Origin of the sequence: Halopseudomonas phragmitis, from assembly GCF_002056295.1 — a bacterium.
Classification (GTDB): Bacteria; Pseudomonadota; Gammaproteobacteria; order Pseudomonadales; family Pseudomonadaceae; genus Halopseudomonas; species Halopseudomonas phragmitis.
Genome location: NZ_CP020100.1, coordinates 3,983,469 through 4,007,062, shown reverse-complemented (window position 1 = coordinate 4,007,062; position 23,594 = coordinate 3,983,469). Strand labels below are relative to the sequence as shown.

Below are 23,594 nucleotides of genomic sequence, written 5' to 3'. Positions count from 1 at the left end.
TTGGAGCTTGCCTTTTTGGCAGAGGATGGTGAGTTCTCTCAAACTCTCTCCGTCAGCTTGGCAGAAATGCTGGCTCAGGGAGAGTGGCTGGTTACTGGGCTGGATGATGAAGTACCGCGCCGGACGCGCGCAGCTTACATGAGCTTTAGTGAGAGCGGAGTTGTTCTGTTTAACATCAGCGCTGGCGAGGGCGGCGGGCCTTCCGGGGATCCGGCCTCGGTTGAGGCTATTGTTCGGGTTGATGGCTTTGCCGCTACTCGGACTGTGGTTGCCTTGGAGCGCCAGGGCGATGGTGAGTGGCGAGTTGGCGGGCATACTGAGATTTCCGGGGGCGGGGAGCTGCAGCTGCGAACCCTTGGTGGCCCTATCTATGCTGTTGCCATTGATGACTATGGGGTGGCTTTTACCTCGGCCTTGGCGGTACTGGTTGGCCAGCGCATTCGCCCAAGCCAGTTTCGTGGGTGGCTTTACGAGATCACCCAGGCCGGCCAGCTCCCAGCCACTGAACCAGAGTGGTGGCCCATCGAGGGCGACAACGCTCCGCGTGAGCTCGGCACTGCTCGTGCCGTCGCTGTTCGCTATTACCGGCCACTGGCCCATGGTCCTGTACCTGTCGAGATGATCTGATGCTTGCAACTGAAATTGGCGCCGGCTGGTCCCGCGCCAGGCCTGTCAGCGCCCGCGATGCGGGTATGCCCTGGGGGACGCTGCAGCCTGCTGAGGTTTCGCCGTCGCTTGACTGGGGGAAAGGGCATGCGCTTGATGCCAGCATGCTGGCGGGCTGGGATGGCCTGGCCGGTCTTGATGTTCATTTGCGAGCCCGGTGGACCAGAGCGCTGAGCGTAGACCGGTGTGCGGCCAGCCCCTTTGATGTGGTGCCGGTCAAGGACTTGTTCCTGACGCCGGGCTGGGATCGCAGCATTCAGCGCCGGGATTTGCATATCCAGATCCGCTACAACCCCATGCCGGCCCGGGCGGACTCCAGCACCGCGCCGCGCTTCCAGCGATCTGACGAGCACGGCCCCAGGTTTGATGCCGAGCTGGAGCGCGACCGTAGCCTGTATGTGCCCGGTAGCCCGCTGGCGTTCACCTTCAGCGGCCAGCGTTACACGCCGAGTAATGCACCGGTTGTGTTTTTTGACTTCCGCTATGCGCCGGCACCACGGGTGATCCAGCCGGTCGACAGCGGGGCAGTTGTCAATTTCCGGCCAGCCCGGCGGCTGAACCTGCCCATGGCTTTGCTGTGGGGGCGGGCGAGGCCGCTGGACCCGGTGCCGACCGGCATTGAATACCCCGACTACGAAGGGCCGATCACGATCATCGTTCCGCCGCCGGCCGAGCCGGACATTCTGGAGACCTACATGATTGCCAACAGCGTGAGCCTGGTGGTGCTACCCGGCCGGGCCCCGTTAGCGGCCAGCAGCATCCGGGTTGAGCGAGATATCGACTCCTTTGCCTGGACCCTGCAGGCGCAACTTGTCGGCCGGACATCGCTGAACCTGGTCCGGCCTGATGCCGCTGGCCCGAAAGAAGTTGAACTGGCGATCAACGGACATACCTGGTCGTTCATCATTGAGCGCTACACCGGTACCGGAAAGCTGGCAGATGAGCGCTACACGGTGACCGGCGTCAGCCTCACCCAGCTGCTTGCCAAGCCGTACGCCCCGGCCCGCAGCCAGACCAACACAGCACCGGTCAATGCCGAGCAGGCCGCTGTGTTTGAACTCGAGTACACCGACTTTACAGTCAACTGGGATACCTGGGTGGCAGGCCCGCCAGACTGGACCATGCCCCCGGGAGCGTTCAGCTACAGCGAGCTGACGCCGATGGAGGTCATCGCAAAGTTGGCAGAAACCGCTGGCGGGGTTGTGCGGCCTGCACTGAATGCTCGTGAGCTGACCGTGCTGCCGCGTTACCGCGAGCCAGTCTGGCAGTGGTCCAGCGCGATCATGGACAAGATCATTCCTGCAGCGATGGTGACCGACTGGGGCAGCGAATGGCAGCCGCAGCCGGAGTGGAATAGCTGCTACGTCAGCGGCACAAACCATGGCATCGGCATCATGGTGCGCCGGGCCGGCACCGCCGGGGATAACCCAACCCCGGATGTGTACGACGACTGGATGACCGGCGAGCAGGCCGGTCGAGCGCGGGGCATCGCGGAACTGTGCAAGGGTGGTAACCAGGAGATCGTCACTTTGAACCTGCCGCTGTTCCCGTCGACCACCGCGCCTGGCCTTGTCGAGCCCGCCATGCTGTGCGAGGTGCGTGATATTGATGAGACCTGGCGCGGCCTGTGCCTGGCCACCAGCATTGATGCGCAGGGCGTAGGAGCGGCCAGGGTGACGCAGACCCTGCGCCTGGAGCGTCACCACAGGGAGGGCGCGTAATGTCGACAGTCAACCCATGGAAGCGCTTCATCGGCCTGCTACCCGGCGGCAGTCGGGCCGTTGGCACAGTAGCCAGCGTCAGCTTGCAAACCGGTACCAGCATCATCACCCTGCGCAACGGCAACCAGATCAGCGCAAAAGGCACCAGCGTCGGCCAAGGGCTCAAGGCATTGGTAGTGGATGGCCGCGTAGTGGGGTCGGTGCCCAGCCTGCCTCAGTATGATGTTGAGGTGTAGTATCATTGGTCATGGATGATGGCCATTTGATTCAGGGAGGATTGCCCGTGTATCGGTTTCTCGCTTCTGCAGCATTGCTCGTTGTTGCTACTCAAGCCATGGCTCAGAGCACCACGGTTTATAGGTGCCCGGGCCCGAATGGGGAGACGGTATTCTCTCAAACCCCTTGTGCGGCTACAGGCGCAGAAGAGCTGTTGATTCACCGGAACGAAATAGGCGGCACGCTTGGGCCGTCGCCGGGCTATTACGAAGAGCGGGCAGCACAGGAGCGTCGCCAGGCGTTGCAACGCCTTGACCGGCTTGAGCAGGATCTGGCCGAAGCGAGAGCAAATGCTCCGTGCAAGGAGTTTTCCAGTGGAGATCTGAGAACGCTCAGAATCCGCCGCCAGGTTGTGCCGGGCATGCCGAGGGAGGATGCTGTGAAATCCTGGGGTGCACCAACTCGTATCAATGGCACCCAGTACGCCTATCACTGGTCGAGTGGGATCTCGGCCTATTTCTACATTGAGAATGGGTGTGTACGCACGGTGCAGGGGTACTACGGCGGACGGACTTAGAGTTGCGGGAGTAAAAAAACCGGCACTGCTGGAGCCGGTAATCCTATCACATGGATGTCAGCCCGATGCGCTCGTGCTGACTTCCAAATAATGCCATAGCTAGCCTGAAACAAAATTGAACTATGTCCCATAACCCGCTGTGTGCGGGTTTTTTTGTGCCTGGAGAAAATATGAGAGCACTGATTGAGCGCCTGCAGCGAGATCTGCAGGGCGGTGGTTTTTATGAAGGCCTGATCGATGGCCAGTGGGGGCCGATGAGTCAGGCGGCTTGGGAGGCGGCACTGGGCGCTGCGACTTTGCGTAGTGACGCGAAGGTGCCGAGTAAGCCAGCACGTGTTGCGCTTTCTATCGCGTGGTCGGCAAAGGTGTCACAGGCATTCTGTGATCGCGTGATCTGGATTGCTGCCAGCCTGGGTATGCCTGCCGATGGTGCTGATTGGCTTATGGCATGCATTGCGTGGGAGACCGGCGAGACGTTCAGCCCGTCTGTGCGCAATGGGGCTGGTAGTGGCGCGACTGGGTTGATCCAGTTTATGCCGGCGACCGCTCGGGGCCTGGGTACGACGACTGATGAGCTTGCGCGGATGACGCCGGAACAGCAGCTGGACTACGTATACCGCTATTTCTTGCCCTATCGCGGTCGCCTCAAGTCGCTTGCTGACACTTACATGGCCATCCTATGGCCGGCGGGTATAGGCAGGGCACTGGACTGGGCGCTATGGGACTCGACTAGCCGGCCTACGACTTATCGCCAGAACGCTGGGTTGGATATCAACCGTGATGGGGTGATTACGAAGGCAGAGGCGGCAGCAAAGGTTCAGGCGAAGCTGGACCGGGGGCTGCAGCCGCAGTTCAGGAGAGCGGCAGCATGATTACTCGACTCCATGTGATAGCGATTGCAGCGGCAGTTCTGCTCGGCCTGATTGTTGGTGGCATAGCTGCTTGGTACTGGCAGGACAATCGCTGGTCGGCGCGGCTGAGCAGAGTTGATGCCGTGCATAGCGACACATTGGCAGAGATTGCGCGCGTTGCTGCCGGCCAGGTGCAGCTTGAGCAGGAAAAACGAGCTGAGCTGGAGCGGCAGCGCAGGCTCATCGATGAGCACTATTTCAAGGAGTACACCGATGTCACGTCTATCAATGCTGAGCTTGTTGCTGATCTCGCTGCTGCTCGTCAGCGGCTGTCAGTCCGCGCCGCAGGTGCAATATGTCCCGGTGGAGTGCCCCCCGCCGCCGGCGCCCCCGGCATGGATGATGGTGCCGGAGCCCGAGCAGACCTACACCCAGCAGTTGCTGCAGGTGTTGTCGGAGTGACGGGGCGGGCGGATGAGTGTCGGGTAAGGTTGGGGGCTTTGCAGGAATGGGTGAGAGGTGTGGTGGGTGAATGAGAAAGCCCGCCGGGTGGCGGGCTGGGGTATTACATGGTAGTGATGTAGATTTCCAGCAGCAGCTGGATCACTCTCAACACTTCAATGAAGATGGCCATGTTGGCGCTCCTTCTGTTTGAAGGTAGATTGATCCGGTCCGAGCCTGAGTGTTGACAATGATGGTACCAGTTGTTCACACTCATCCATGTTATCAGTCGGCTGAGCCGGCATTTTAAGTGTGTGCGGTAGTAAGCTTGCCAGAGCCCTACCGTACACTCTTGTTCTCAAAGTTTTTTCATAAAGCCTCCTGTTCCGCCGAAAAGATCGATGTTAATGCCCTTTTGGGGCGCTGTGAGCTGCTTGCAGCCGCTTGTCTTGATAGGCAGTCTCCCATATGTCGTGCCTGATTGATAACCCGTGCATATATATTGGGTTTAGGAAGACAATAGCGCAGAGCAAGCAAGATTGCCTAGCACAATTTTCATTTATTTTGTTTACCGTCTGTCGGGTTTTTTGAATTTTCCTGTTGTCCCTACAATAGCGCCAACCTGCCACCAATGGCATTGGTTAATCGATGGTGAGAATGCCGGTTAGAGCTTCATCAAAAGCGGCTATCGTTCGCCGCTTGTCAGGCGGTGCGGCTTCTGGGTTGTTGGCGTAGTGTCGGTGGTCAAGTGCAACCTGCCGGGATGGTAGGCGCTGTGAGGGTTTGTGCGCTATGCTGTATTTATATACAGCATTTTTAGGTGTGATTATGCGCAATGAACTGAGTCTGAAATGCAGCATCCTGGCAAAGACCGAAACCGGGTCTATGGATACGGGGGCGGATGACCCGGTGAAGCTGGCCAGCATCGCCATCAAGTTGCTGATCTATGCCCGAGGGCTGGAGCCTGCACAGGGGATCATCAAGGCCCAGTACCAGGCGCATGCCCGTGACTATGTGTCTGGGAGGATGCAGGTGGGTGCGCCGGGGTATCAGAGGCACGTTGTGAATCGGTCGAAAGAGCTGGAGGAAATGCGGCGGAAGGCTAGGCGAAGGGTCGGCAAAAGTGCGCTCTAAGTATTAAGAATTGCAGTCGAGAAAAAAGCGGGTATCACGGCGGGTATTGATGGCTATTGGTGATGAATTGCCTGTTAAAAATCAAGGGCATACCAGGCAAAGAAAAATCGTCCATGTTGATTGTGACTGCTTCTACGCGGCCATCGAAATGCGTGATGACCCGCGCCTGCGCGGCCGGCCACTGGCGGTTGGTGGTGATCCAGGCAAGCGTGGGGTGATCGCTACCTGCAACTACGAAGCCCGGGCCTACGGGGTCCGTTCGGCAATGGCCTCGGCCTATGCCAAAAAACTCTGCCCTGACCTGTTGATCGTACCGCCGCGGATGGCGGTCTACCGCGAGGTGTCGGCGGCGGTCCAGGCGATCTTCGCTGATTACACCACGTTGATTCAGCCCTTGTCGCTGGATGAGGCCTATCTGGATGTGAGCGACAGTCAGGTCTGCAAGGGCAGTGCAACGCTGATGGCGCAAGAAATCCGCCAGCGGGTACGTGACAGCCAGGGCATTACCGTGTCTGCCGGCGTGGCGCCAAACAAGTTCCTGGCCAAGATCGCCAGCGACTGGAACAAGCCCGACGGGCTCAAGGTCGTTTTGCCGGATGAGCTGGAAGCCTTTGTCGCAGCGTTGCCGGTGGAGCGCCTGCATGGGGTGGGGCGCGTCACTGCCCAGCGTCTCAACAATCTGGGCGTGGACACCTGCGCCCAGCTCAAGCTCTGGCGCAAGGCTGATCTGGTGCGTGAATTCGGCAGCTTTGGCGAGCGGTTATGGGAACTGGCGCGCGGTATCGACGAGCGCCCTGTGGTGGTGGAAAGCCGGCGCCAGTCGGTCAGTGTCGAGCATACCTATGATCAGGATCTGCCGGATCTGGCGGCCTGCCTGGACGCCTTGCCGCCCTTGCTGGACAAGCTGGCCCAGCGGTTGGGCCGGTTGGAAGGTCAGTACCGGGTCAGCAAGCCGTTCGTCAAACTCAAGTTTCACGACTTCACCCAAACCACTCTGGAACAGGCCGGTGCACCGGTAACGCCCGAGGGCTACCGCGATCTCTGTATCCAGGCGTTTGCCCGGGGTGCCCGGCCAGTGCGGCTGATTGGGGTCGGGGTGCGGCTGGACAATGCCCATAGCCCGCTGGGTGAGCAGTTACTGTTGTTCTAGGGGATTACTTGCTAACGCACTTGGGGCACAGGTGGTTGTCGCCCCGTGGCCGCCAGCCCAGTTCGGCAATCCGCTGTACCGCTTTGGCGGTGCGCTGTTCCAGGCCATCTTGCTCGGCGGCGAGGAATTCGAAGGCCTGTTCGCGGCCGCATTCGTCGCACTGGATCGACCAGCCCAGCACCATTTGATTGCGCAGATCCGGGCCCTTGGCCGTTGCGGTCCACTGCCCGGGTGGGTTGATCAGGTAGCGGATCTTGTCGACCTGCAGTGGCAGCGGCAGGTCTCGGCTACCTTTAACCGTACAAATCAGCCGGTCGCCCGGTTGCACGCCACCGCCTTGACCGGTGACCTGATACAGGCCCGGCGCCAGGGTGCGGCACTCGATCAGGGTGTGCGATGGGTTGAGTACGCTGCGGCGAAAGTCATGCTCGGCCATGGCTGGTCCATGAGTGGCGAATCGGGCCGGCATGATAACACCGAACGGGGTTGGCCCATCACCCGGATGACTGATAGTCGGTCTGCTGCCGAGCACTGGCTATGATGCAGGCACAGTCACCATCACCAGACACAAGAGGATAGCCATGAACGTCAAGCAATTGTTCGATCTGACCGGCAAGGTCGCGTTGATCACCGGTGGTACCAAGGGCCTGGGTCTGCAGATGGCCGAAGCGTTTGGCGAGCAGGGTGCCAAAGTGTTTATCAGTGCGCGCAACGGTGCCGAGGTCGAGAGTGTGGTTGCCGAGCTCAATGCCAAGGGTATCGAGGCTGCCGGTATCGCCTGTGACCTGGGCAAGCTGGACACTAATCCGGTCCAGACCCTGGTCGATGCGGTGGAGGCCCGGTTTGGTACCATCGACATTCTGGTCAACAATGCCGGTACCACCTGGGGCCAGCCGGCGGTTGAGCACAGCTATGACGGCTGGCAGAAGGTCATGACCCTGAATGTCGATGTGTGCTTCTTGATGGCACAGGAAGTCGCGCGCCGGTTCATGATCCCGCGTCAGTCGGGCAAAATCATCAATATTGCCTCGATCGCTGGATTCAAGGGTAATCGCCCGAACAGCGGCGTTCATACAGTGGCCTACAACACCAGCAAGGCGGCGGCGATCAATCTGACCCGGGCGCTGGCTGGCGAGTGGGGACCCTACAACATCAATGTCAACGCCATTTGCCCTGGTTATTTCCCGACCAAGCTGGCCAAGGGGCTGGACAAGGTCAGTGAGATGATCAAGCAGGGCACTCCGCTGGGACGTATTGGCGGTGAAGACGACATCAAGGGGCCCGCGGTGTTCCTGGCTTCGGAAGCCTCACGTCACGTCAGTGGTCAGGCGATTGCGGTGGATGGTGGGAACTCGGTCGTCTGATAGCCGGTCACGGTTTGCTGCGCGTCGGCCCTGCGCTTTAGAAGCAGGGCCCTCGCTCGCTAAGGGCTAGAGGCCCTGGCTCAACTGCTTCACTGCCAGCGCGACGCGAGCGCCATATTGCTGCTCCAGATGGTCCATATGGCGCTGGTGCAGTTGGCGCTCGGCCCGGCTCAGATCTTTCCAGGCCTGATGGGTGGGGATGTGGGCGGTGGCGTCGTAGACCAGTTCGAATACTTCCACATCCAGTTCGGGGCGTCGTGGGCCGTGATAGTTGTCCAGCAGGACCTTGATCCGGATGCAGCCTTCGATCATCGGCGCCTGATCGTTGGCCATGCTTTCGGCAATAAAGCGGATGTCTGTAGCCAGACGCTGGTCACGCTCCTGATCCAGTCTGGCGCGCTGTTGCTGCCGTTGCCAGACCTGGCGCCACAGATAGCCGGCGTAGACCGCCAGCGCTACTACGATAACCAGCCCCGCCAGGGCCAGCCAATACCCCATCGACATATCTTCAAAAACTCAGTTGGGCAGGGTCCAGCACCCCGTCTTCGTACAGATTGATGGTTGAGCCAAATAGCAGGCCGGTGCGGATATGCCCTTCGATCCGGTAGCGAATCGGCTGACGTCCATCGACCAGCTTGGTCAGGTCGCCCAGGTGTCGCCACAGGTTCGAACGTACGGTCAGATCGAAATGTTCCGAACCGTAGGCCGGTACGGTGAAGTGATTGTCACTGACACCGGTAGCCAGGCGTACATCGTTGAGGTAGACCTGATAGCGCATGCCGCGTATTGGCAGGCGCCGGCTACTGGGATTATCCACCCGCAATTGTAACCGAAAGGTCTGCTCCCACAGATTGGCTCTGAGCATTTCCACATTGGCCAGACGCACATCCGGCTTCTCGTAGCTGCTACCCAGGCTGGCGCAACCCTGAAGTACAAGCAGGGCCCATGCGGCCATCATGGGAAGGACGACGCGGCGTTGCATATCATTCTCCCGGTCCATGGCGACTGCTGTAGTGAAAGTTGTAGTGCAGTCGTTGGATGTCCATACTAACCCTAATTGATTGAAACGGAGTGACATCATGTCGCAATTTCAGATCATTTTTCAGGGCCGGCTCAGTCCCGGGGTGTCTCCGGTCGAGGCGCGCCAGCGAATTGGTCAACTGTTTCAGGTGGGTGAGGCGCAACTGGATGTGCTGTTTTCCGGTCGCCGGATTGTCATCAAGCAAGGGCTGGATGCGGCTGCCGCGCAGAAGTATCAGCAGGCAATTGAACGGGCTGGCGCCCTGTGCCAGGTTGAGCCGCCACTGGATGTGGCGCCATCGGTCAGCGAATCCGCGCCACAGCCACAAATTCAGCCTGAGCAGCCGATAAGCCGCGGCCTGGCTCCGCGTGATGAGTTCATGGCCGCTTTTCGTGATGTCGAGGCCCCGGATTTTGGTATTGCCCCACTGGGCGCGGATCTGCAGGACGAATACAGCTCGCACACACCCTTGCCGCTGGACCTGTCGGCCCTGAGTCTGGCGCCGGTGGGCAGTGATATGGGCGAAATGCAGAAGCCCGAGCCGCCACCCGCACCGGATACCAGCCACTTGAAATTGAAGGATTGATGGTTTCTTTGGGAAATACTGATTAATTGCACATAAGCTCAGTAGCCCGGTCAGCGACAATTGGGCCTGCACTGGAATTGATTTAATCAGTATTCCTTTAGACGCAGCAGCACTGTTTGAACTTGCGCCCAGACCCGCAGGGGCAAGGTTCGTTGCGTCCGGCCTTGATCGGGTGATTGGGGTCGATGAAGTACCAGTGTCCGGCCTTGTTGACGAAATCCGAGCATTCACGGTGACTGTGGCGGCTGCCGTCAGGGTCGGCCCAGTACGCGATGAAGGTTACCTGTCCGCGGGCATCGCCAGCTACCACCTGTTCGACCTCCAGCCCCAGCCACTGGCTGTCCCGACTCCATTGACTCATGGCCTCGCGGGCCAGAAAAGCCTGTTGGGCGGGCAGGGTGGTGGCCACCAGATAATCGATCAGCCCCAGCACATAGGCGCAGTAGCGCGAACGCATAAGCTTTTCGGCGCTGGGCGCCGGCAGGCCCTGATGCCAGCTTTGACAGCACTCGGCATAGCTTTGCTGGCTGCCGCAGGGGCAGAGTTGGCTGTCGGGCATCATTACCACCAATACTTGCCGAAGTTCTGCGGATTGGCCCAGTATTTCGAGTTCAGCCAGTCGGGGGCCGGTTTGTATTCGGCCAAATCATAGGTGAACAGTGTCAGGCTGCGCCCGTCCTGCTCGAAGCGGGCCTGACGTTGCAGGGCCAGGCCAAAGAAGTCGGTGTCCTGCCAGGCGCTGGCCGCCTGCATGTCGACCAGTACCGCCAAACGGCTGACCGACAGGTTGCGCAGTCCGGCCAGCAGTTCGATGCCCTGGCGTTTGTCCAGGCGTTCGAGTTGGTCGGCAATGATCGCCAGATCGTAGCGGCAGTTGAGCAGTTCGGCCGATAACGGGACTTCGCTGGTGTCGATGCGCTGGCAGTCGTCATGCTGCTCGCAATAGGCCAGCGCTGCCGGCACCGGCTCGGCGCTGACGCACAGCAGGCGTTCCGGACGGTAGTGATCGAGGATCGACAGCAGGGTAGTAGTGGGAGTGGTCATCGCTGCGTTGCTATGGGCATGAAGTCGGCAGGTTAGCACAAGCACGCTGGTCGCGCAGGTTCAGAGCCGCGTACCGCTGGCCGGCCATGTTATCATCGGCGCTGCACTTCGGAGCCCGCATGCTGAACGATGATCTCAAAGGCCAGATCCAGACGGCCTATCGCACCTTCCTGGAAAACAAGTCGCTGAAGCCGCGTTACGGCCAGCGGGTGATGATTGCCGAGGTGGCCAAGCTGTTTGGCGGGGTTGAGCTGGACGAAGAGGGTCACCGGGCCGGCGAGGCAGCAGTTGCGGTGGTCGAGGCAGGCACTGGAACCGGCAAGACCGTGGCCTATTGTCTGGCCGGTATTCCGATTGCCAGGCATCTGGGCAAGCCGCTGGTGATTTCTACCGCTACTGTGGCGTTGCAGGAGCAGATCGTGCTCAAGGATCTGCCCGATATTCAGCGCAATGCCGGGCTGGATTTCCGTTTTTCCCTGGCCAAGGGGCGCGGCCGCTATGTCTGTCTGTCCAAGCTCGATCACCTGTTGCAGGACAACCAGGCGCTGGCCAGCCGGCAGCAGGGGTTTGCTGAGGAAGGTTTCAATATCGAGATCGATGAGGCCGGGTTCAAGCTCTACACCCGCATGGTCGAGGCCCTGGCCAGCAACAAATGGGATGGCGAGCGCGACTCCTGGCCAGAGGCCCTGGAGGATCAGGACTGGGCCAGGCTGACCACTGATCATATCCAGTGCACCAACCGCCGCTGCGGGCACTTCAATCAGTGCGTGTTCTACAAGGCCCGCGAGGGCGTGCAGAAGGTCGATGTGATCGTTACCAACCACGATCTGGTGCTCGCCGACCTGGCGCTGGGTGGTGGTGCCATCCTGCCTGATCCGCGTGACTGCCTGTATATCTTCGATGAAGGCCACCATCTGCCGGACAAGGCGATCGCTCACTTCGCTCATCATACCCGGCTGGCGGCTACCGCCGACTGGCTCGATCAACTGGACAAGAACCTGACCAAACTGCTGGCCCAGCATCCGTTGCCGGGCGACTTTGGCCGTCTGCTGGAGCAGGTGCCGGCCCAGGCCAAGGATCTGCGCCCGCATCAACAATTCATGCAGCAGGCACTGACCGAGGTGGCGGACTTTGCCAGTGCCGAAGACTTTTCCGGGCAGATTCGTCCGCAGCACCGTTTTGAGCACGGTGAGGTGCCGGAGCATCTGCGCGAACTGGCCGGCGAGCTGAAGGCCGGTTTCGGCCGACTGACCGATCTGCTGCAACGGCTGGTGGATATTCTCAAGGAAGCCATGGATGGCGAGACAGTCGGGGTGCATCAGACCCAGGCCGAGGAGTGGTATCCGCTGTTTGGTGCGCTGCTGGCGCGGGCCGAGGGCAACTGGACGTTGTGGACCCAGTTCGCGCTGGTCGATCCTGAAGGCAAGCCGCCGACCGCGCGCTGGCTGACCCTGACTGAGACCAATGATATTGAAGTGCACGTCAGCCCGATTCTGGCTGCCGACACTCTGCGTCAATACCTGTGGCATAGCGCCTTTGCTGCGCTGGTGACCTCGGCCACGATTACCGCGCTGGGCAAGTTCGATCGCTTCAGCCACCGTGCCGGGCTGCCGAAAAGTGCGGTCTGCACCCTGGCGCCGAGCCCGTTCCGGCATGCCGACTGCGGGGTGTTGCGGATTCCGGATATCGGCGCTGACCCGCGGGACAATAGTGGGCACTCTGCGGCGATCATCCGTGAGTTGCCGGTCATGCTCGAGGACGCCCTGGGCAGCCTGGTGCTGTTCTCCTCGCGGCGGCAGATGCTCGAGGTATTCGCCGGTTTGCCTGCCGAGTTCCGGCCCCGGGTACTGGTCCAGGGCGATCTGTCCAAGCAGGAACTGATCCGTCAGCATCGGGCCCGGGTCGACAAGGACGAGCCAAGCGTCATCTTCGGCCTGGCCAGTTTTGCCGAAGGGGTCGATCTGCCGGGGCGCTACTGCGAACATGTGGTGATCGCCAAGATTCCCTTTGCGGTGCCGGATGATCCGGTCGAGGCCGCGCTCAGCGAGTGGATCGAGCGCAATGGCGGCAACCCGTTCATGGAGATCGCCGTGCCTGATGCTTGTCTGCGCCTGGTGCAGGCCTGTGGCCGGCTGCTGCGTACCGAGCAGGATCGCGGCGTGATCACCCTGCTGGATAGGCGGCTGGTGACCCAGCGCTATGGCAAGGCGATTCTCAATGCACTGCCGCCGTTTCGCCGCGAGATCGAGTGAGCAGCATATACAGGTATTCAGCCTGTTGAGTGACGTTGCAGAGCTGCTACCTTATGCCGTCTTATCTCTGGCTGGAAAACAATCGATAAAGGAAGCTGTATGACCATGCCCCAGGGTTATTTCGATCCGCGTTTTGCCTCCGTTCGAGAGCTGTTCGCCGAGCAGATGGCTGACCCCCAGGCCCGCGGCGCGGCGCTGTGCGTAACGGTTGGCAACGAAACCGTGCTGGATCTGTGGCAGGGGGTGATGGACAAGGACAACCGTCAGGTCTGGGAACAGGACACCCTGGTCAATGTGTTTTCCTGCACCAAGCCGCTGGGCGCGGTTGCTCTGTTGCAGCAGGTCGAGGCCGGACGCATCGGGCTGGACAGCCCGCTGGCCGAGGTCTGGCCGGAGTTTGCCGTCGCTGGTAAACAGGCCGTGACGCTGCGTCAGGTGCTGGGCCACCGTTCGGCGCTGTCCGCCGTGGCCAAACCGTTGCCCCCGGAGGCACTGTTCGACTGGCAGGCGATGGTGGCTGCGCTTGAGCAGCAGGAGCCCTGGTGGACGCCCGGCAGTGCCCATGGCTACGCGCCGGTCAGCTATGCCTGGCTGCTGGGTGAACCCTTGCGTCGGGTCAGCGGGCAGCGCCCCGGGGCCTATATCAATCAGCATGTCTGCGCCGCATTGGGCATGGATTTCTTCGTTGGGGTGCCGGATGCCGAGCTGGACCGGGTGGCCCATGTCTCGCGACTGCGCAATCAATACGGCGATGAATATGCCCGGGCCCTGTTTGCCGCCATGGGCCAGCCCGACAGTCTGGCCGCCAAGGCCTTTGGCAACCCGTCGAGCATGATGACCAGCACCAATACCCGCGAGTGGAAGCAGGCCGAGATCTTCTCTGCCAACGGTACCGGCAATGCCCGCGCGCTGGCGCGCTTCTGGCAGGTACTGGCGCACGGCGGCAGTCTGGATGGCGTGCACCTGCTCGACAGTGAACTGGTCGGGTTGATGGCGCAGGAGCATAGTCAGGGGATGGACCGCACGCTGCTGGCGCCGACCCGGTTTGGCTTGGGGGTCATGCTCGAACAAGATTATGAGGGTGGTGGTTTCGGCATGGGGCCGCAGGCCTGGGGTCACCCCGGTGCCGGTGGCGCCCTGGGGTTCTGTGATCCGCAGGCGCAGGTCGGGTTCGGTTATGTGACCAATACCATGGGCCCTTACGTGCTGATGGACCCGCGGGCGCTGGCCTTGAGCCGAGAGGTGTATCGCTGTTTGCGTCAGCTTGACTGAGCGAGGCTTGCTCGGGATCAATGCAGTGGCTTGGGCTGTGCTGCTAGCATGAACGGATAATTGTCAGGAGTCTTGTTGCATGAAACCGAGCATTGCCGACCTGCGTCGTGAATATACCCGTGATGGCCTGCTGGAAAGCCAGGCCCCCGACGAGCCTTTCCGCCTGTTTGCCCAGTGGTTTTCCCAGGCTGTCGAGGTCGAGCGTACCGAAGCCAATGCGATGATGTTGGCCAGCGTTGATGAGCAGGGGCAGCCGCACCTGCGCACCCTGTTGCTCAAAGATTTCGATGAGCGCGGCTTCGTGTTCTTCACCAATTACCAGAGTGCCAAGGGCCAGCAACTGGAGTCCCATCCGCAGGCGGCGATGACCTTCTGGTGGCATGACCTGGAGCGTCAGGCGCGGATCGAAGGGCGGGTCGAGCGCATCAGTGCCGAGGAGTCCGATGTTTACTACCAAAGCCGCCCGCTGGGTAGCCGGCTGGGCGCCTGGGCCTCGCCGCAAAGCCAGGTAATCGCCAATCGTGAAGTGCTGGAGCAAAAGCTTGCCGGGCTACAGGAGCAGTATGCCGATACTCTCCCGCCGCGCCCGCCCCATTGGGGCGGCTATCGGCTGGTGCCCGAGCTGATCGAGTTCTGGCAGGGCCGGCCAAGCCGGCTGCATGATCGGCTGGTCTATCGCCGCAGCGATGGAGGCTGGCTGCGTGAACGGCTGGCGCCCTGAGTCGCGCTGACGGCAAACCTTGCACCGCGCCACCCCCGCTTCCATACTGCTGAAAAACAGCAGGAGACCGGCATGGGGATTGGCGTTTTTCACAACAAGGTGGTGGTGATCACCGGTGGTTGCGCTGGAATCGGCCGGGCACTGGCATTGCGTTTTGCCCATGCCGGTGCGCGGATCGCGATTCTCGATATTCAGGACGAGACGCTGGTTGCCTTCCGCCAACAGTTGATGGATAAGCTCAACGCCGAAGTGCTGGCGCTGCACTGTGATGTTGCCGACGAAGCCCAGTGCGAGCAAGCCATCTGCCAGGTGATCGAGCATTTCGGCGGTATCGATGTACTGATCAACAACGCCGGCATCACCCATCGCAGCGCCTTTGCCGAAACCGAACTGGCGGTATTTCGCCGGGTCATGGCGGTCAATTACTTCGGCGCTCTGCATTGCACCCGGTATGCTTTGGCCAGTCTGATCGAGCGTCAGGGCCAGGTGATCGTGCTCAGCTCACTGTCCGGCTTTGCGCCTTTGCTCTATCGCAGCGCCTACAATGCCAGCAAGCATGCCCTGCATGGGTTGTTCGAGACATTGCGTATGGAGGTACGTGAGCAGGGGGTCAATGTCATGCTGGTTAGCCCCGGGTTCACCGCCACCGATATCCGCAAGAATGCCCTGGTGGGCGATGGCTCGATCAGCCAGCAGGTGATCAATACGCCGTTCAAGGTCGCCTCGCCAACCGATGTGGCTGACGACATTTACCATGGTGCGCTCAAGCGCAAGCGTCTGCTGGTACTGTCCAATGTCGACTGGCGTGCGCGACTGGTGGCACGGCTGTTCCCGCGGTTGTTCGAGCGCTGGATGCTGCCGAAACTGTCAGGGCTCAATCATTCCCGTTAGGAAAACACTGATTAATTGCACATAAGCTCAGTCTCAGGGGATTGCACGGAGACTGGTGCCTGATCTGGGGAGCGTCGTCGGAATGCCGCCCAGCGCCGCGCGATGCTGGAGCTGCCGGATAGCAAGGTGTTGCAGGATAGCTCTGTGTCGCGCAGGCGCGCGACACTCCCAGGGGATTAGATCGTTCCCGTGCATGGGGCCCTCCAAAGGCGCTCTGCGCCCAGCCCGGCTCCAGCGCGGTTACGATGAAACGTCAACAGCCCTAGGATTTATTGTCCAGCCACTCCAGTACCCCGTTTGCGACCACCTGGCCGCTGGCGAAACAGGCGGTCAGCAGGTAGCCGCCGGTCGGCGCTTCCCAGTCGAGCATTTCTCCGGCACAAAACACTCCAGGCAGGGCTTTGAGCATCAGACCGTGGGTCAGCGCCGTGGCCATCACGCCGCCGGCGCTGCTGATCGCCTCGTCCAGCGGCCGGGTGGCGCTGAAGTTGATGCCGAGCTGTTTGATGCCAGCCGCCAATGCTGCCGGGTTCTGTAGCTGTTCATGGCACAGGTGCTCATGCAGCAGGGCCACTTTGAGCGGGTCGAGGCCGGCTTTTTTGCGCAGCACTGAGGCCAGTGACTGGCCCTTGCGCGGTTGGCTGAGTAGCCGTTCGAGCTGGGCCTGGTCACGGTCGGGCGCCATATCCAGGGTCAATCGGGCTTGCCCCTGTTGTTCCAGTTGTTGGCGCAGTTCGGCAGACAGAGCGTAGATCAGGCTGCCCTCCATGCCATCGTGGGTGACAATGCATTCGCCGCGCCGGCTCAGTATCTCACCGCTGGCGCTGGTGACTTGGGCAATGACCGGTTTCAGCGGCTGACCGGCGAAACGCTGGCTGAGATATTCACTCCAGTGACAGATGAACCCGCAGTTGGCCGGGCGCAGTGGGTTGATTTCCACGCCACAGGGTTCGAGCAGCTCAGTCCAGTGTCCGTCCGAGCCCAGGCGCGCCCAACTGCCGCCGCCCAGAGTCAGTACCGTGGCGTCGGCCTGGGCCAGATAGGGGCCGGCGGGGGTGTCGAAGCGTAGTTGTTGTTGCTCCCAGCCGAGCCAGCGATGCCGGGTATGCAGTTGCACGCCCTGATCACGCAGGCGCCGCAGCCAGGCCCGCAACAGCGGGGCGGCTTTCATGTCGGTGGGGAACACCCGGCCGGAGCTGCCGATGAAAGTGTCGATGCCCAGCCCTTGAATCCAGTTGCGTAACTGCTCGGCGTCGAACTGCGCAAGCCATTGCCCGACCCAATCGCTGGCTTCACGGTAGCGCTGAATGAACTCCGGTTTGGGTTCTGAGTGGGTAATGTTCATGCCGCCGACTCCGGCCAGCAGAAACTTGCGTCCGACCGAGGGCATGGCGTCATACAAGTCAACCTGCAAGCCTGCCGCACTGAGACGTTCGGCGGCCATCAGGCCGGTCGGACCTGCGCCGATAATGGCAATGTTGGGGCGATTGGTGGGCATCGGCGTGTCGTCGTATCAGGCAGAGCGCGCAGTGTAAGTAAAGCCGGGCAGCCCGGCAAATGCTGCAGACTGGGGTCAGCGGCCTAGCCCGCGTTCGTGCCAGATGGTCTGGGCGCAGTGGTGGAGTATGCCGTGACGCCGTGCCAGGGCATCGCGGTCTTTGGAGTAACCACCGCCGATCACGGCGCAGACCGGAATGTCACGGCCCAGGCAATGCTCCAGAACGAGGCGGTCACGGGCTGCCAGGCCCTGGTCGGTCAGGTTCAGATAGCCCAGGGCGTCGTCCCGGTGCACGTCAACCCCAGCGTCATAGAGGACCAGGTCGGGCTGGTAGAGCGGCAGCAGGTAGCCCAGTACATCTTCGACTACCTTGAGATAGCCTGCGTCATCCAACTGTCGGGGCAGGGGAATGTCCCAGTCACTGTGAGCCTTGCGCGCAGGGAAGTTGCTTTCGCAATGCAGTGAGACGGTAATGGCTTCGCTGTCGTGTTCGAGGATACGGGCAGTACCGTCGCCCTGATGCACGTCGCAGTCGAAAATCAGCACCCGCTGGATGCGGCCACTGGTGAGCAGGTAGCGGCTGATGATTGCCAGGTCGTTGTAGACGCAAAACCCTGAGGCGAAGTCGTAGTGGGCGTGGTGGGTGCCGCCGGCCAGATGGCAGGCCAGACCGTGCTGAAGGGCCAGTTCGGCGGTCAGCAGTGAGCCACCAACCGCGCGGGTGGTACGGCGCACCAGCGCCTCGCTCCAGGGCAGCCCCAGGCGTCGCAGTTCCTGCGGGCCGAGGCTGTTGTTACGAAAGCGGGCGACGTAGCCGGGGTCGTGGGCCAGACTCAGGATTTCATCGGGGCAATGCGTGGGTTGATGCAGGTTGTCAGTATGCAGAACGCCGCTGGCACGCAGGTGATCGTGCAGGCGCACGAACTTGTCCATCGGAAAACGATGTTGCTCGGGAAACTCGAAACTGTAATCCGGGTGGTACACCAGAGGAATGTCCATGGGGTGGCCTTTATGTTCCGGAATGAATCGATATAGCGCCATGCTGGCTTGGCAATGTTACCCAAATCCCGGGTTCGTGGTTAGAATGAACGTTGCTGCGGCAGGCTGTCGCAGTATCCCTGTTTGCTGTCGAGGAGCCCATATGAGCCAACTGCTGGATGATCTGGTACGCCTGTTGGCGTTGGAAAAGATCGAAGAAAACCTGTTCCGCGGAATGAGTCAGGATCTGGGCTTCAAGCAGTTGTTCGGCGGCCAGGTATTGGGCCAGTCGCTGTCGGCCGCCAGTCAGACAGTTGCAGCCGAGCGGCATGTGCATTCGGTGCATGGGTACTTCCTGCGCCCGGGCGATGCCAGCCTGCCGATTGTCTATCAGGTCGATCCGTTGCGTGACGGCGGCAGTTTTACTACCCGCCGGGTGCAGGCGATCCAGAAGGGCAAGCCGATCTTCACCATGATCTGCTCGTTTCAGGGGGATGAAGAGGGCTATTCACATCAGGTCGAGATGCCTGATGTTCCCGGGCCGGAAGGGTTGGCTAATGAGACCGAGCTGACCCGTCGCTACCAGCACCTGATCCACGAAAAGGTGCGCGACAAGGTGATCATGGACAAGCCGATCGAGATTCGCCCGGTCGGTAATTTCTCGCCGTTCGACCCGAAGCCGGCCGAGCCGCGCCGCTATATGTGGTTCAAGGCCGATGGCAGTCTGCCTAACGACCCGCAGGTACACCGCTATCTGCTGGCCTACGCTTCGGACTTCCACCTGCTGGGCACTGCGCTGCAGCCCCATGCGGTATCGTCGTGGTCCCGGGATACCCAGGTGGCCAGCCTGGATCATGCGCTTTGGTATCACCGCCCGTTGCGCATGGATGACTGGCTGCTGTACGCCATGGATAGCCCGTCAGCCAGTGGTTCGCGTGGCCTGTCACGTGGGCAGATCTTCAATCGCGACGGGGTGCTGGTAGCATCGGTAACCCAGGAGTCGCTGATGCGCAAGCTGCAGCCCTGATCATGCGCGATCTGCAGGCCTGGATCTTTGATCTGGATGGCACCCTGACCATCGCTCAGCATGATTTTCCGGCCATTCGTCGTGAGCTGGGAGTGCCGGCCGAACAGGACATCCTAGGGTATATGGCGGCCTTGCCGGGGGCAGAGCGGCTGGCCATGCAGGCTGAATTGAACGCCATTGAGCTGCGTCTTGCGCGCGAGGTCGAGCCGGCTCCGGGAGCGGCCGACTTGGTCCGCCAGTTGCATCGTGAGGGTAAGCATCTGGGGATCCTGACTCGTAATCTGCGTCAGGTGGCCGCTTCGTCACTGGAGGTTATCGGGGTGCTCGATTGTTTTGCCGCTGGCAGTATTCTGGGGCGGGATGATGCGCCACCCAAACCGGACCCTGGTGGAATTCGGCTGCTGCTGGACAGTTGGGGGTTGTCAGCCGAACAGGCGGTCATGGTCGGCGATTATCGGTTTGATCTTGAGGCTGGGCGGGCGGCGGGCTGTCGTACCTGCCTGGTGCATGACAGTAACCTGTGGCCGGCGCTGGCTGACTGGCATCTGCCGGATTGTCGCCAGTTACTTTGGGAACTGAAGGCTTGATGGGCCTGGGGGTGGGCGCATGCCGGCAGGTGAGTGCATGCTGCGCCAACTGATGCATCGGCTGCTGGGCCGCCAACCAGCCCCGGCCAGGGTTGAGCCTGTTGTTGCCGGAGAGCCGCCAAAGGTATCGCATCGAGAATCGCCTGTCGCAGCCTCTGCCCCCGCCCAGCTGAACACTGACCTGGAATTGGCGGTTGTGGCTAGCCTGTTTGGTCTCGATACGCCGCTGATACAACCTCCGAACGAATTCGAACAGCAGGCCTTGAAGGCCTTGAAAGGCGTGCTGGCGGGGGACTTGAAGGACTCCAGCCTGGTACCCAGGTTGCCGTCTTTATTGCCGCAACTGATGAGCCATTTCCGTAGCCCTACGGTCAGCAGCAAGGGGTTGGCCGAGATGATCGGGCGTGATCTGGTGGCGGTTGGTGAAGTCTTGCGTGTGGCCAACAGTTCCTACTATCGGCGCAGCAAGGAAGTCACCAGTCTTGAGCAGGCGGTAGTGTTGCTGGGCGAGCGAGGGCTGCGCCAGGTTGTGGCCAATCTGCTGGTACGGCCGATCTTCAATACCCGTGACGGCCATTTCGGTCAGTTGGCCGGCGATCTGCTGTGGCGCCAGTCGGAACGGGTGGCTCAGGTTTGCGCCGCACTGGCGCGGGCCGAGCGTGGTAATGAGTTTCATGCCTATCTAGCCGGCATCTGCAGTCACCTGGGGTTGATGGTGGGTTGTCAGTTGCTGGATAGTCGTTTCCCTCGTGGTGGTTATGTGGCCAGCGAGTTGTTTTTGCGCGACTGGCTGCGTCTGGGCCGGCGTTTGAATGCCGGGGTGGCTCGGGCCTGGAACTTTCCGGCTGGGTGCTATCAGGTACTCGAGGCTATGACCGAGTCTGCACAGGTGCTGGCACCGGCGGCAGATGTAGAGCGTCTGGAGCTGGCCATGCGTGTTTGTCAGCAGCAATTGCTGGCGACTAGAAGTGGGCTTGCTGCGGCGTCGCAGGAGCCGGTCAACGAACTGCAAATGCGGCGCCTGCAGGTGGCCCGGCAGGCGCTGGAGCGCTGTTCGTAAGCGTTTTGCTTACAGCAGATGCAGGCGCATGGACAGGTCCACCGCCTTGATGTCCTTGGTCAGACTGCCGATTGAAATGTAATCGACCCCGGTTTCAGCGACGCTGCGCAGGGTGGTTTCATTGATGCCGCCAGAGGCTTCCAGCTTGGCCCGGCCAGCGGTCAGTTGAACGGCCGTGCGCATGTCTTCCAGGCTGAGTTCGTCGAGCATGATAATGTCGGCGCCAGCCTCAAGCGCTTGGCGCAGTTCATCCAGGCTTTCCACTTCGACCTCTACCGGCTTGCCCGGCGCCAGAGCCCGGGCGGCAGTGATCGCCTGGGCGATGCCGCCGCAGGTGGCGATATGATTTTCCTTGATCAGGAAGGCATCGTACAGACCGATGCGGTGGTTGTCGCAGCCGCCGCAGGTCACTGCGTATTTCTGCGCCAGACGTAGGCCCGGCAGGGTTTTTCGGGTATCGAGCAGGCGCACATTGGTGCCTTCAACCAGATTGGCGAAATGGCGGCTGCGTGTTGCCGTAGCTGACAGGGTTTGCAGGAAATTGAGTATGCTGCGCTCGGCGGTCAGCAGCCCACGGGCCGGGCCTTGCAGCAGGCACAGGGTCTGGTTGGCCTGCAATTGATCGCCATCGGCGGCGTGCCAGTCGGCGTGAATCTTGGGGTCAACCTGACGCAGCACTTCGTTGGCCCAGGCCACGCCACAGAATACGGCCGGTTCACGGGTGATGATCCGGGCCTGAGCCTGGCGTTCGGCGGGAATCAGTGCAGCAGTGATATCGCCACTGCCGACATCTTCAGTCAGGGCGCGACGCACATCTTCTTCAATGCTGGTGTGCAGGCTGGCAAGGGTCAGGTTGGGCATGCGGACTCCGGGAGCACATCGATAATGCGCGGGAGTATACCCTAAAGCCCGGGCCGTTGCGGGGCGGCCCGGGCTGAAGTGCTTACTTGGTTTCCTTGAGCAGATTGGCCGGGTTGCTGAAGTAGTCCTTGGTCAGCTTGAAGACCACCGGACTGAGCAGTAGCAGGGCAATCAGGTTGGGGATAGCCATCATCGCATTCAGGGTGTCGGCCACCAGCCAGATGGTGCCCAGGTCGATTGCTGGTAGGGTGCCAAGCGGAATGGCAAGCACCCAGATCAGGCGGAACGGCAGGTTGGATCGTTCGCCGAACAGGAACTGGGTGCACTTTTCACCATAGAAGCTCCAGCCAATGATGGTGGTGAAGGCAAACACAGCTAGACCGATACTGACAATGTACTGACCCCAGCCGCCCGGCAGGCCTGCATTGAACGCCATAGCCGACAGCGAGGCTCCGTTGGCTCCGCTATCCCAGACACCGGTTACTAGAATCACCAGGCCGGTGATCGAGCAGACGATGATGGTGTCGATGAAGGTGCCGAGCATGGCTACGGTGCCCTGACGGATCGGGTTGTTGGTTTGAGCTGCTGCGTGAGCAATCGGCGCGCTGCCCAGACCTGCCTCGTTGGAGAACACCCCACGGGCGATACCGAAGCGCATCGCTGCCCAGACGGCGGCGCCAGCGAAACCGCCGGTAGCAGCGATCGGGTTGAAGGCGTAGTAGAAGATCATGCCGAAGGCTTCCGGCAGCTTGTCGGCATGGATGATCAGGATGATCAGGCCGCCACCTACATAGAACAGCGCCATCAGCGGGACCAGCTTGCCCGCCACTTCACCGATGCGCTTGATGCCGCCGAGCAGTACCAGGGCAACCAGCACGGCAATCACGATCCCGGTCACCAGTGGGTGGATGCCAAATGTGCTCGACAGGGCGTCGGAGACCGAATTGGACTGAATGGTGTTGCCGATACCGAAACCGGCCAGCATGCCGAAGATGGCGAACAGAACACCAAGCCACTTCCATTTCGGGCCCAGGCCATTTTTGATGTAGTACATCGGGCCGCCGACGTGGTTGCCCAGTGCATCCTTTTCCCGGAAGTGGACCGCCAACACCGCTTCGGTGAATTTGGTGGCCATGCCGACCACTGCGATGGCCCACATCCAGAACAGTGCGCCGGGACCGCCGAAAAACAGGGCGGTGGCCACGCCGGCGATGTTACCGGTACCGATGGTGGCTGACAGTGCGGTCATCAGGGCGTTGAAAGGGCTGATATCGCCCTCTTCACTGCTCTTGCGACCTTTCCACAGCATCTTGAAACCGAAGCCGATACGGCGTTGTGGCGTGAACTTGAGACCGAAGGTCAGGTACAGACCGGTACCTGCCAGCAATATCAGCATTGCTGGCCCCCAAACAACGCCGTTTATGGCGTTGATCACATCAATGAGCGACTCCATCGATTAAAATCTCCCGAAGAGGTTGTTATAGTCATTAGTGCGAATGCGGCAGAAACATTCGCCCCGCCGTGATAGGCGGAGCTGATTGCTGGCCGCCAGCATGGCGCTTTACGCTATTGAGCATAAACCACAATTGCGCGCTCTGCTTCGGCGCTGTGCACAGCATGGCGGGGTTGTCGGGGGCGAGCCTGCCTGTGATCGTCGATTTGTTACAAGAATGCGT

General features: G+C 60.9%; 26 protein-coding genes. 17 read left to right on the top strand and 9 right to left on the bottom strand.

Features of this window, described 5'->3' with window-relative positions:
- Nucleotides 1–138: 138 nt before the first annotated feature.
- From BVH74_RS18845 to dinB, 8 genes are all read left to right on the top strand, one after another.
- The gene (locus BVH74_RS18845) at nt 139–627 is read left to right on the top strand and encodes a hypothetical protein (RefSeq protein WP_155121745.1); all 489 of its coding nucleotides are present in this window, start codon (nt 139–141) and stop codon (nt 625–627) included.
- A complete protein-coding gene (locus BVH74_RS18525; protein ID WP_080051533.1) occupies nt 627–2,387 on the top strand; it encodes a hypothetical protein in 1,761 nt (586 codons plus the stop codon). Before BVH74_RS18845 ends, BVH74_RS18525 begins: the two co-directional genes overlap by 1 nt.
- The gene (locus BVH74_RS18520; RefSeq protein ID WP_080051532.1) at nt 2,387–2,623 is read left to right on the top strand and encodes a hypothetical protein; all 237 of its coding nucleotides are present in this window, start codon (nt 2,387–2,389) and stop codon (nt 2,621–2,623) included. The genes BVH74_RS18525 and BVH74_RS18520 overlap by 1 nt, the downstream gene beginning before the upstream one ends.
- A gap of 11 nt (nt 2,624–2,634) precedes the next feature.
- Nucleotides 2,635–3,180: a DUF4124 domain-containing protein gene (locus BVH74_RS18515; RefSeq protein WP_080051531.1), complete on the top strand. Its 546-nt coding sequence runs from the start codon at nt 2,635–2,637 to the stop codon at nt 3,178–3,180.
- A gap of 170 nt (nt 3,181–3,350) precedes the next feature.
- Complete coding sequence (locus BVH74_RS18510; protein ID WP_218189156.1) at nt 3,351–4,052, top strand: lysozyme family protein; 702 nt, start codon at nt 3,351–3,353, stop codon at nt 4,050–4,052.
- Nucleotides 4,049–4,567: a lysis system i-spanin subunit Rz gene (locus BVH74_RS18505; RefSeq protein WP_080051530.1), complete on the top strand. Its 519-nt coding sequence runs from the start codon at nt 4,049–4,051 to the stop codon at nt 4,565–4,567. The genes BVH74_RS18510 and BVH74_RS18505 overlap by 4 nt, the downstream gene beginning before the upstream one ends.
- A 733-nt stretch (nt 4,568–5,300) precedes the next feature.
- The gene (locus BVH74_RS18500; RefSeq protein WP_080051529.1) at nt 5,301–5,606 is read left to right on the top strand and encodes a hypothetical protein; all 306 of its coding nucleotides are present in this window, start codon (nt 5,301–5,303) and stop codon (nt 5,604–5,606) included.
- A gap of 49 nt (nt 5,607–5,655) precedes the next feature.
- Complete coding sequence (gene dinB / locus BVH74_RS18495) at nt 5,656–6,756, top strand: DNA polymerase IV (protein WP_080051528.1); 1,101 nt, start codon at nt 5,656–5,658, stop codon at nt 6,754–6,756.
- A gap of 4 nt (nt 6,757–6,760) precedes the next feature.
- Here dinB and BVH74_RS18490 read toward each other — a convergent pair whose 3' ends face one another.
- Nucleotides 6,761–7,192 carry a PDZ domain-containing protein gene (locus BVH74_RS18490; RefSeq protein WP_080051527.1) on the bottom strand — a complete coding sequence of 144 codons (432 nt, stop codon included), beginning with the start codon at nt 7,190–7,192 and terminating at the stop codon, nt 6,761–6,763.
- Between the two features lie 145 nt (nt 7,193–7,337).
- Between BVH74_RS18490 and BVH74_RS18485 the strand changes: the two genes are divergently transcribed.
- On the top strand, nt 7,338–8,120 hold the full coding sequence (locus BVH74_RS18485) for an SDR family oxidoreductase (RefSeq protein ID WP_080051526.1): 783 nt from the start codon (nt 7,338–7,340) through the stop codon (nt 8,118–8,120).
- Between the two features lie 66 nt (nt 8,121–8,186).
- Here the strand turns inward: BVH74_RS18485 and BVH74_RS18480 are convergent, their stop codons facing one another.
- Entirely contained in the window at nt 8,187–8,618 is a 432-nt protein-coding gene (locus BVH74_RS18480; protein ID WP_165443786.1) for a DUF2489 domain-containing protein, read from the bottom strand.
- Nucleotides 8,619–8,628: 10 nt separating this feature from the next.
- Nucleotides 8,629–9,102 (bottom strand): LEA/WHy family protein, encoded by a 474-nt coding sequence (locus BVH74_RS18475; RefSeq protein WP_177344558.1) that lies wholly within the window; start codon nt 9,100–9,102, stop codon nt 8,629–8,631.
- A gap of 97 nt (nt 9,103–9,199) precedes the next feature.
- On the opposite strand from BVH74_RS18475, the gene BVH74_RS18470 reads away from it, so the two are divergent.
- Entirely contained in the window at nt 9,200–9,727 is a 528-nt protein-coding gene (locus BVH74_RS18470) for a hypothetical protein (RefSeq protein WP_080051523.1), read from the top strand.
- A 97-nt stretch (nt 9,728–9,824) separates the two neighbouring features.
- Here the strand turns inward: BVH74_RS18470 and BVH74_RS18465 are convergent, their stop codons facing one another.
- Complete coding sequence (locus BVH74_RS18465; RefSeq protein WP_155121744.1) at nt 9,825–10,286, bottom strand: YchJ family protein; 462 nt, start codon at nt 10,284–10,286, stop codon at nt 9,825–9,827.
- A 2-nt stretch (nt 10,287–10,288) separates the two neighbouring features.
- A complete protein-coding gene (locus BVH74_RS18460; protein WP_080051521.1) occupies nt 10,289–10,771 on the bottom strand; it encodes a DUF6231 family protein in 483 nt (160 codons plus the stop codon).
- Between the two features lie 119 nt (nt 10,772–10,890).
- Between BVH74_RS18460 and dinG the strand changes: the two genes are divergently transcribed.
- The 4 genes from dinG (at nt 10,891) to BVH74_RS18440 (ending at nt 15,907) form a co-directional block, all read left to right on the top strand.
- Complete coding sequence (gene dinG, locus BVH74_RS18455) at nt 10,891–13,023, top strand: ATP-dependent DNA helicase DinG (RefSeq protein ID WP_080051520.1); 2,133 nt, start codon at nt 10,891–10,893, stop codon at nt 13,021–13,023.
- A gap of 99 nt (nt 13,024–13,122) precedes the next feature.
- Nucleotides 13,123–14,295: a serine hydrolase domain-containing protein gene (locus tag BVH74_RS18450; protein ID WP_080051519.1), complete on the top strand. Its 1,173-nt coding sequence runs from the start codon at nt 13,123–13,125 to the stop codon at nt 14,293–14,295.
- 79 nt (nt 14,296–14,374) lie between these two features.
- On the top strand, nt 14,375–15,016 hold the full coding sequence (pdxH, locus tag BVH74_RS18445; RefSeq protein WP_080051518.1) for a pyridoxamine 5'-phosphate oxidase: 642 nt from the start codon (nt 14,375–14,377) through the stop codon (nt 15,014–15,016).
- A gap of 72 nt (nt 15,017–15,088) precedes the next feature.
- Nucleotides 15,089–15,907, top strand: a complete 819-nt coding sequence (locus BVH74_RS18440) for an SDR family oxidoreductase (RefSeq protein WP_080051517.1) — start codon at nt 15,089–15,091, stop codon at nt 15,905–15,907.
- 262 nt (nt 15,908–16,169) lie between these two features.
- On the opposite strand, the gene BVH74_RS18435 is transcribed toward BVH74_RS18440, so the two are convergent.
- Complete coding sequence (locus BVH74_RS18435; RefSeq protein ID WP_080051516.1) at nt 16,170–17,405, bottom strand: TIGR03862 family flavoprotein; 1,236 nt, start codon at nt 17,403–17,405, stop codon at nt 16,170–16,172.
- Between the two features lie 75 nt (nt 17,406–17,480).
- Entirely contained in the window at nt 17,481–18,404 is a 924-nt protein-coding gene (locus BVH74_RS18430) for a histone deacetylase family protein (RefSeq protein ID WP_080051515.1), read from the bottom strand.
- Nucleotides 18,405–18,546: 142 nt separating this feature from the next.
- On the opposite strand from BVH74_RS18430, the gene tesB reads away from it, so the two are divergent.
- Genes tesB through BVH74_RS18415 form a run of 3 tightly spaced genes read left to right on the top strand, consistent with a single transcriptional unit; the run spans nt 18,547 to nt 21,057 of the window.
- A complete protein-coding gene (tesB, locus tag BVH74_RS18425; protein WP_080051514.1) occupies nt 18,547–19,410 on the top strand; it encodes an acyl-CoA thioesterase II in 864 nt (287 codons plus the stop codon).
- Nucleotides 19,407–19,997: an HAD family hydrolase gene (locus tag BVH74_RS18420; RefSeq protein ID WP_080051513.1), complete on the top strand. Its 591-nt coding sequence runs from the start codon at nt 19,407–19,409 to the stop codon at nt 19,995–19,997. Before tesB ends, BVH74_RS18420 begins: the two co-directional genes overlap by 4 nt.
- 37 nt (nt 19,998–20,034) lie before the next feature.
- The gene (locus tag BVH74_RS18415) at nt 20,035–21,057 is read left to right on the top strand and encodes an HDOD domain-containing protein (RefSeq protein WP_165443788.1); all 1,023 of its coding nucleotides are present in this window, start codon (nt 20,035–20,037) and stop codon (nt 21,055–21,057) included.
- A 9-nt stretch (nt 21,058–21,066) separates the two neighbouring features.
- On the opposite strand, the gene nadC is transcribed toward BVH74_RS18415, so the two are convergent.
- Together nadC and BVH74_RS18405 are read right to left on the bottom strand one after the other, a co-directional pair.
- A complete protein-coding gene (gene nadC, locus BVH74_RS18410) occupies nt 21,067–21,918 on the bottom strand; it encodes a carboxylating nicotinate-nucleotide diphosphorylase (protein ID WP_080051511.1) in 852 nt (283 codons plus the stop codon).
- Between the two features lie 82 nt (nt 21,919–22,000).
- Nucleotides 22,001–23,371 carry an alanine/glycine:cation symporter family protein gene (locus BVH74_RS18405; protein ID WP_080051510.1) on the bottom strand — a complete coding sequence of 457 codons (1,371 nt, stop codon included), beginning with the start codon at nt 23,369–23,371 and terminating at the stop codon, nt 22,001–22,003.
- Nucleotides 23,372–23,594: the final 223 nt, after the last annotated feature.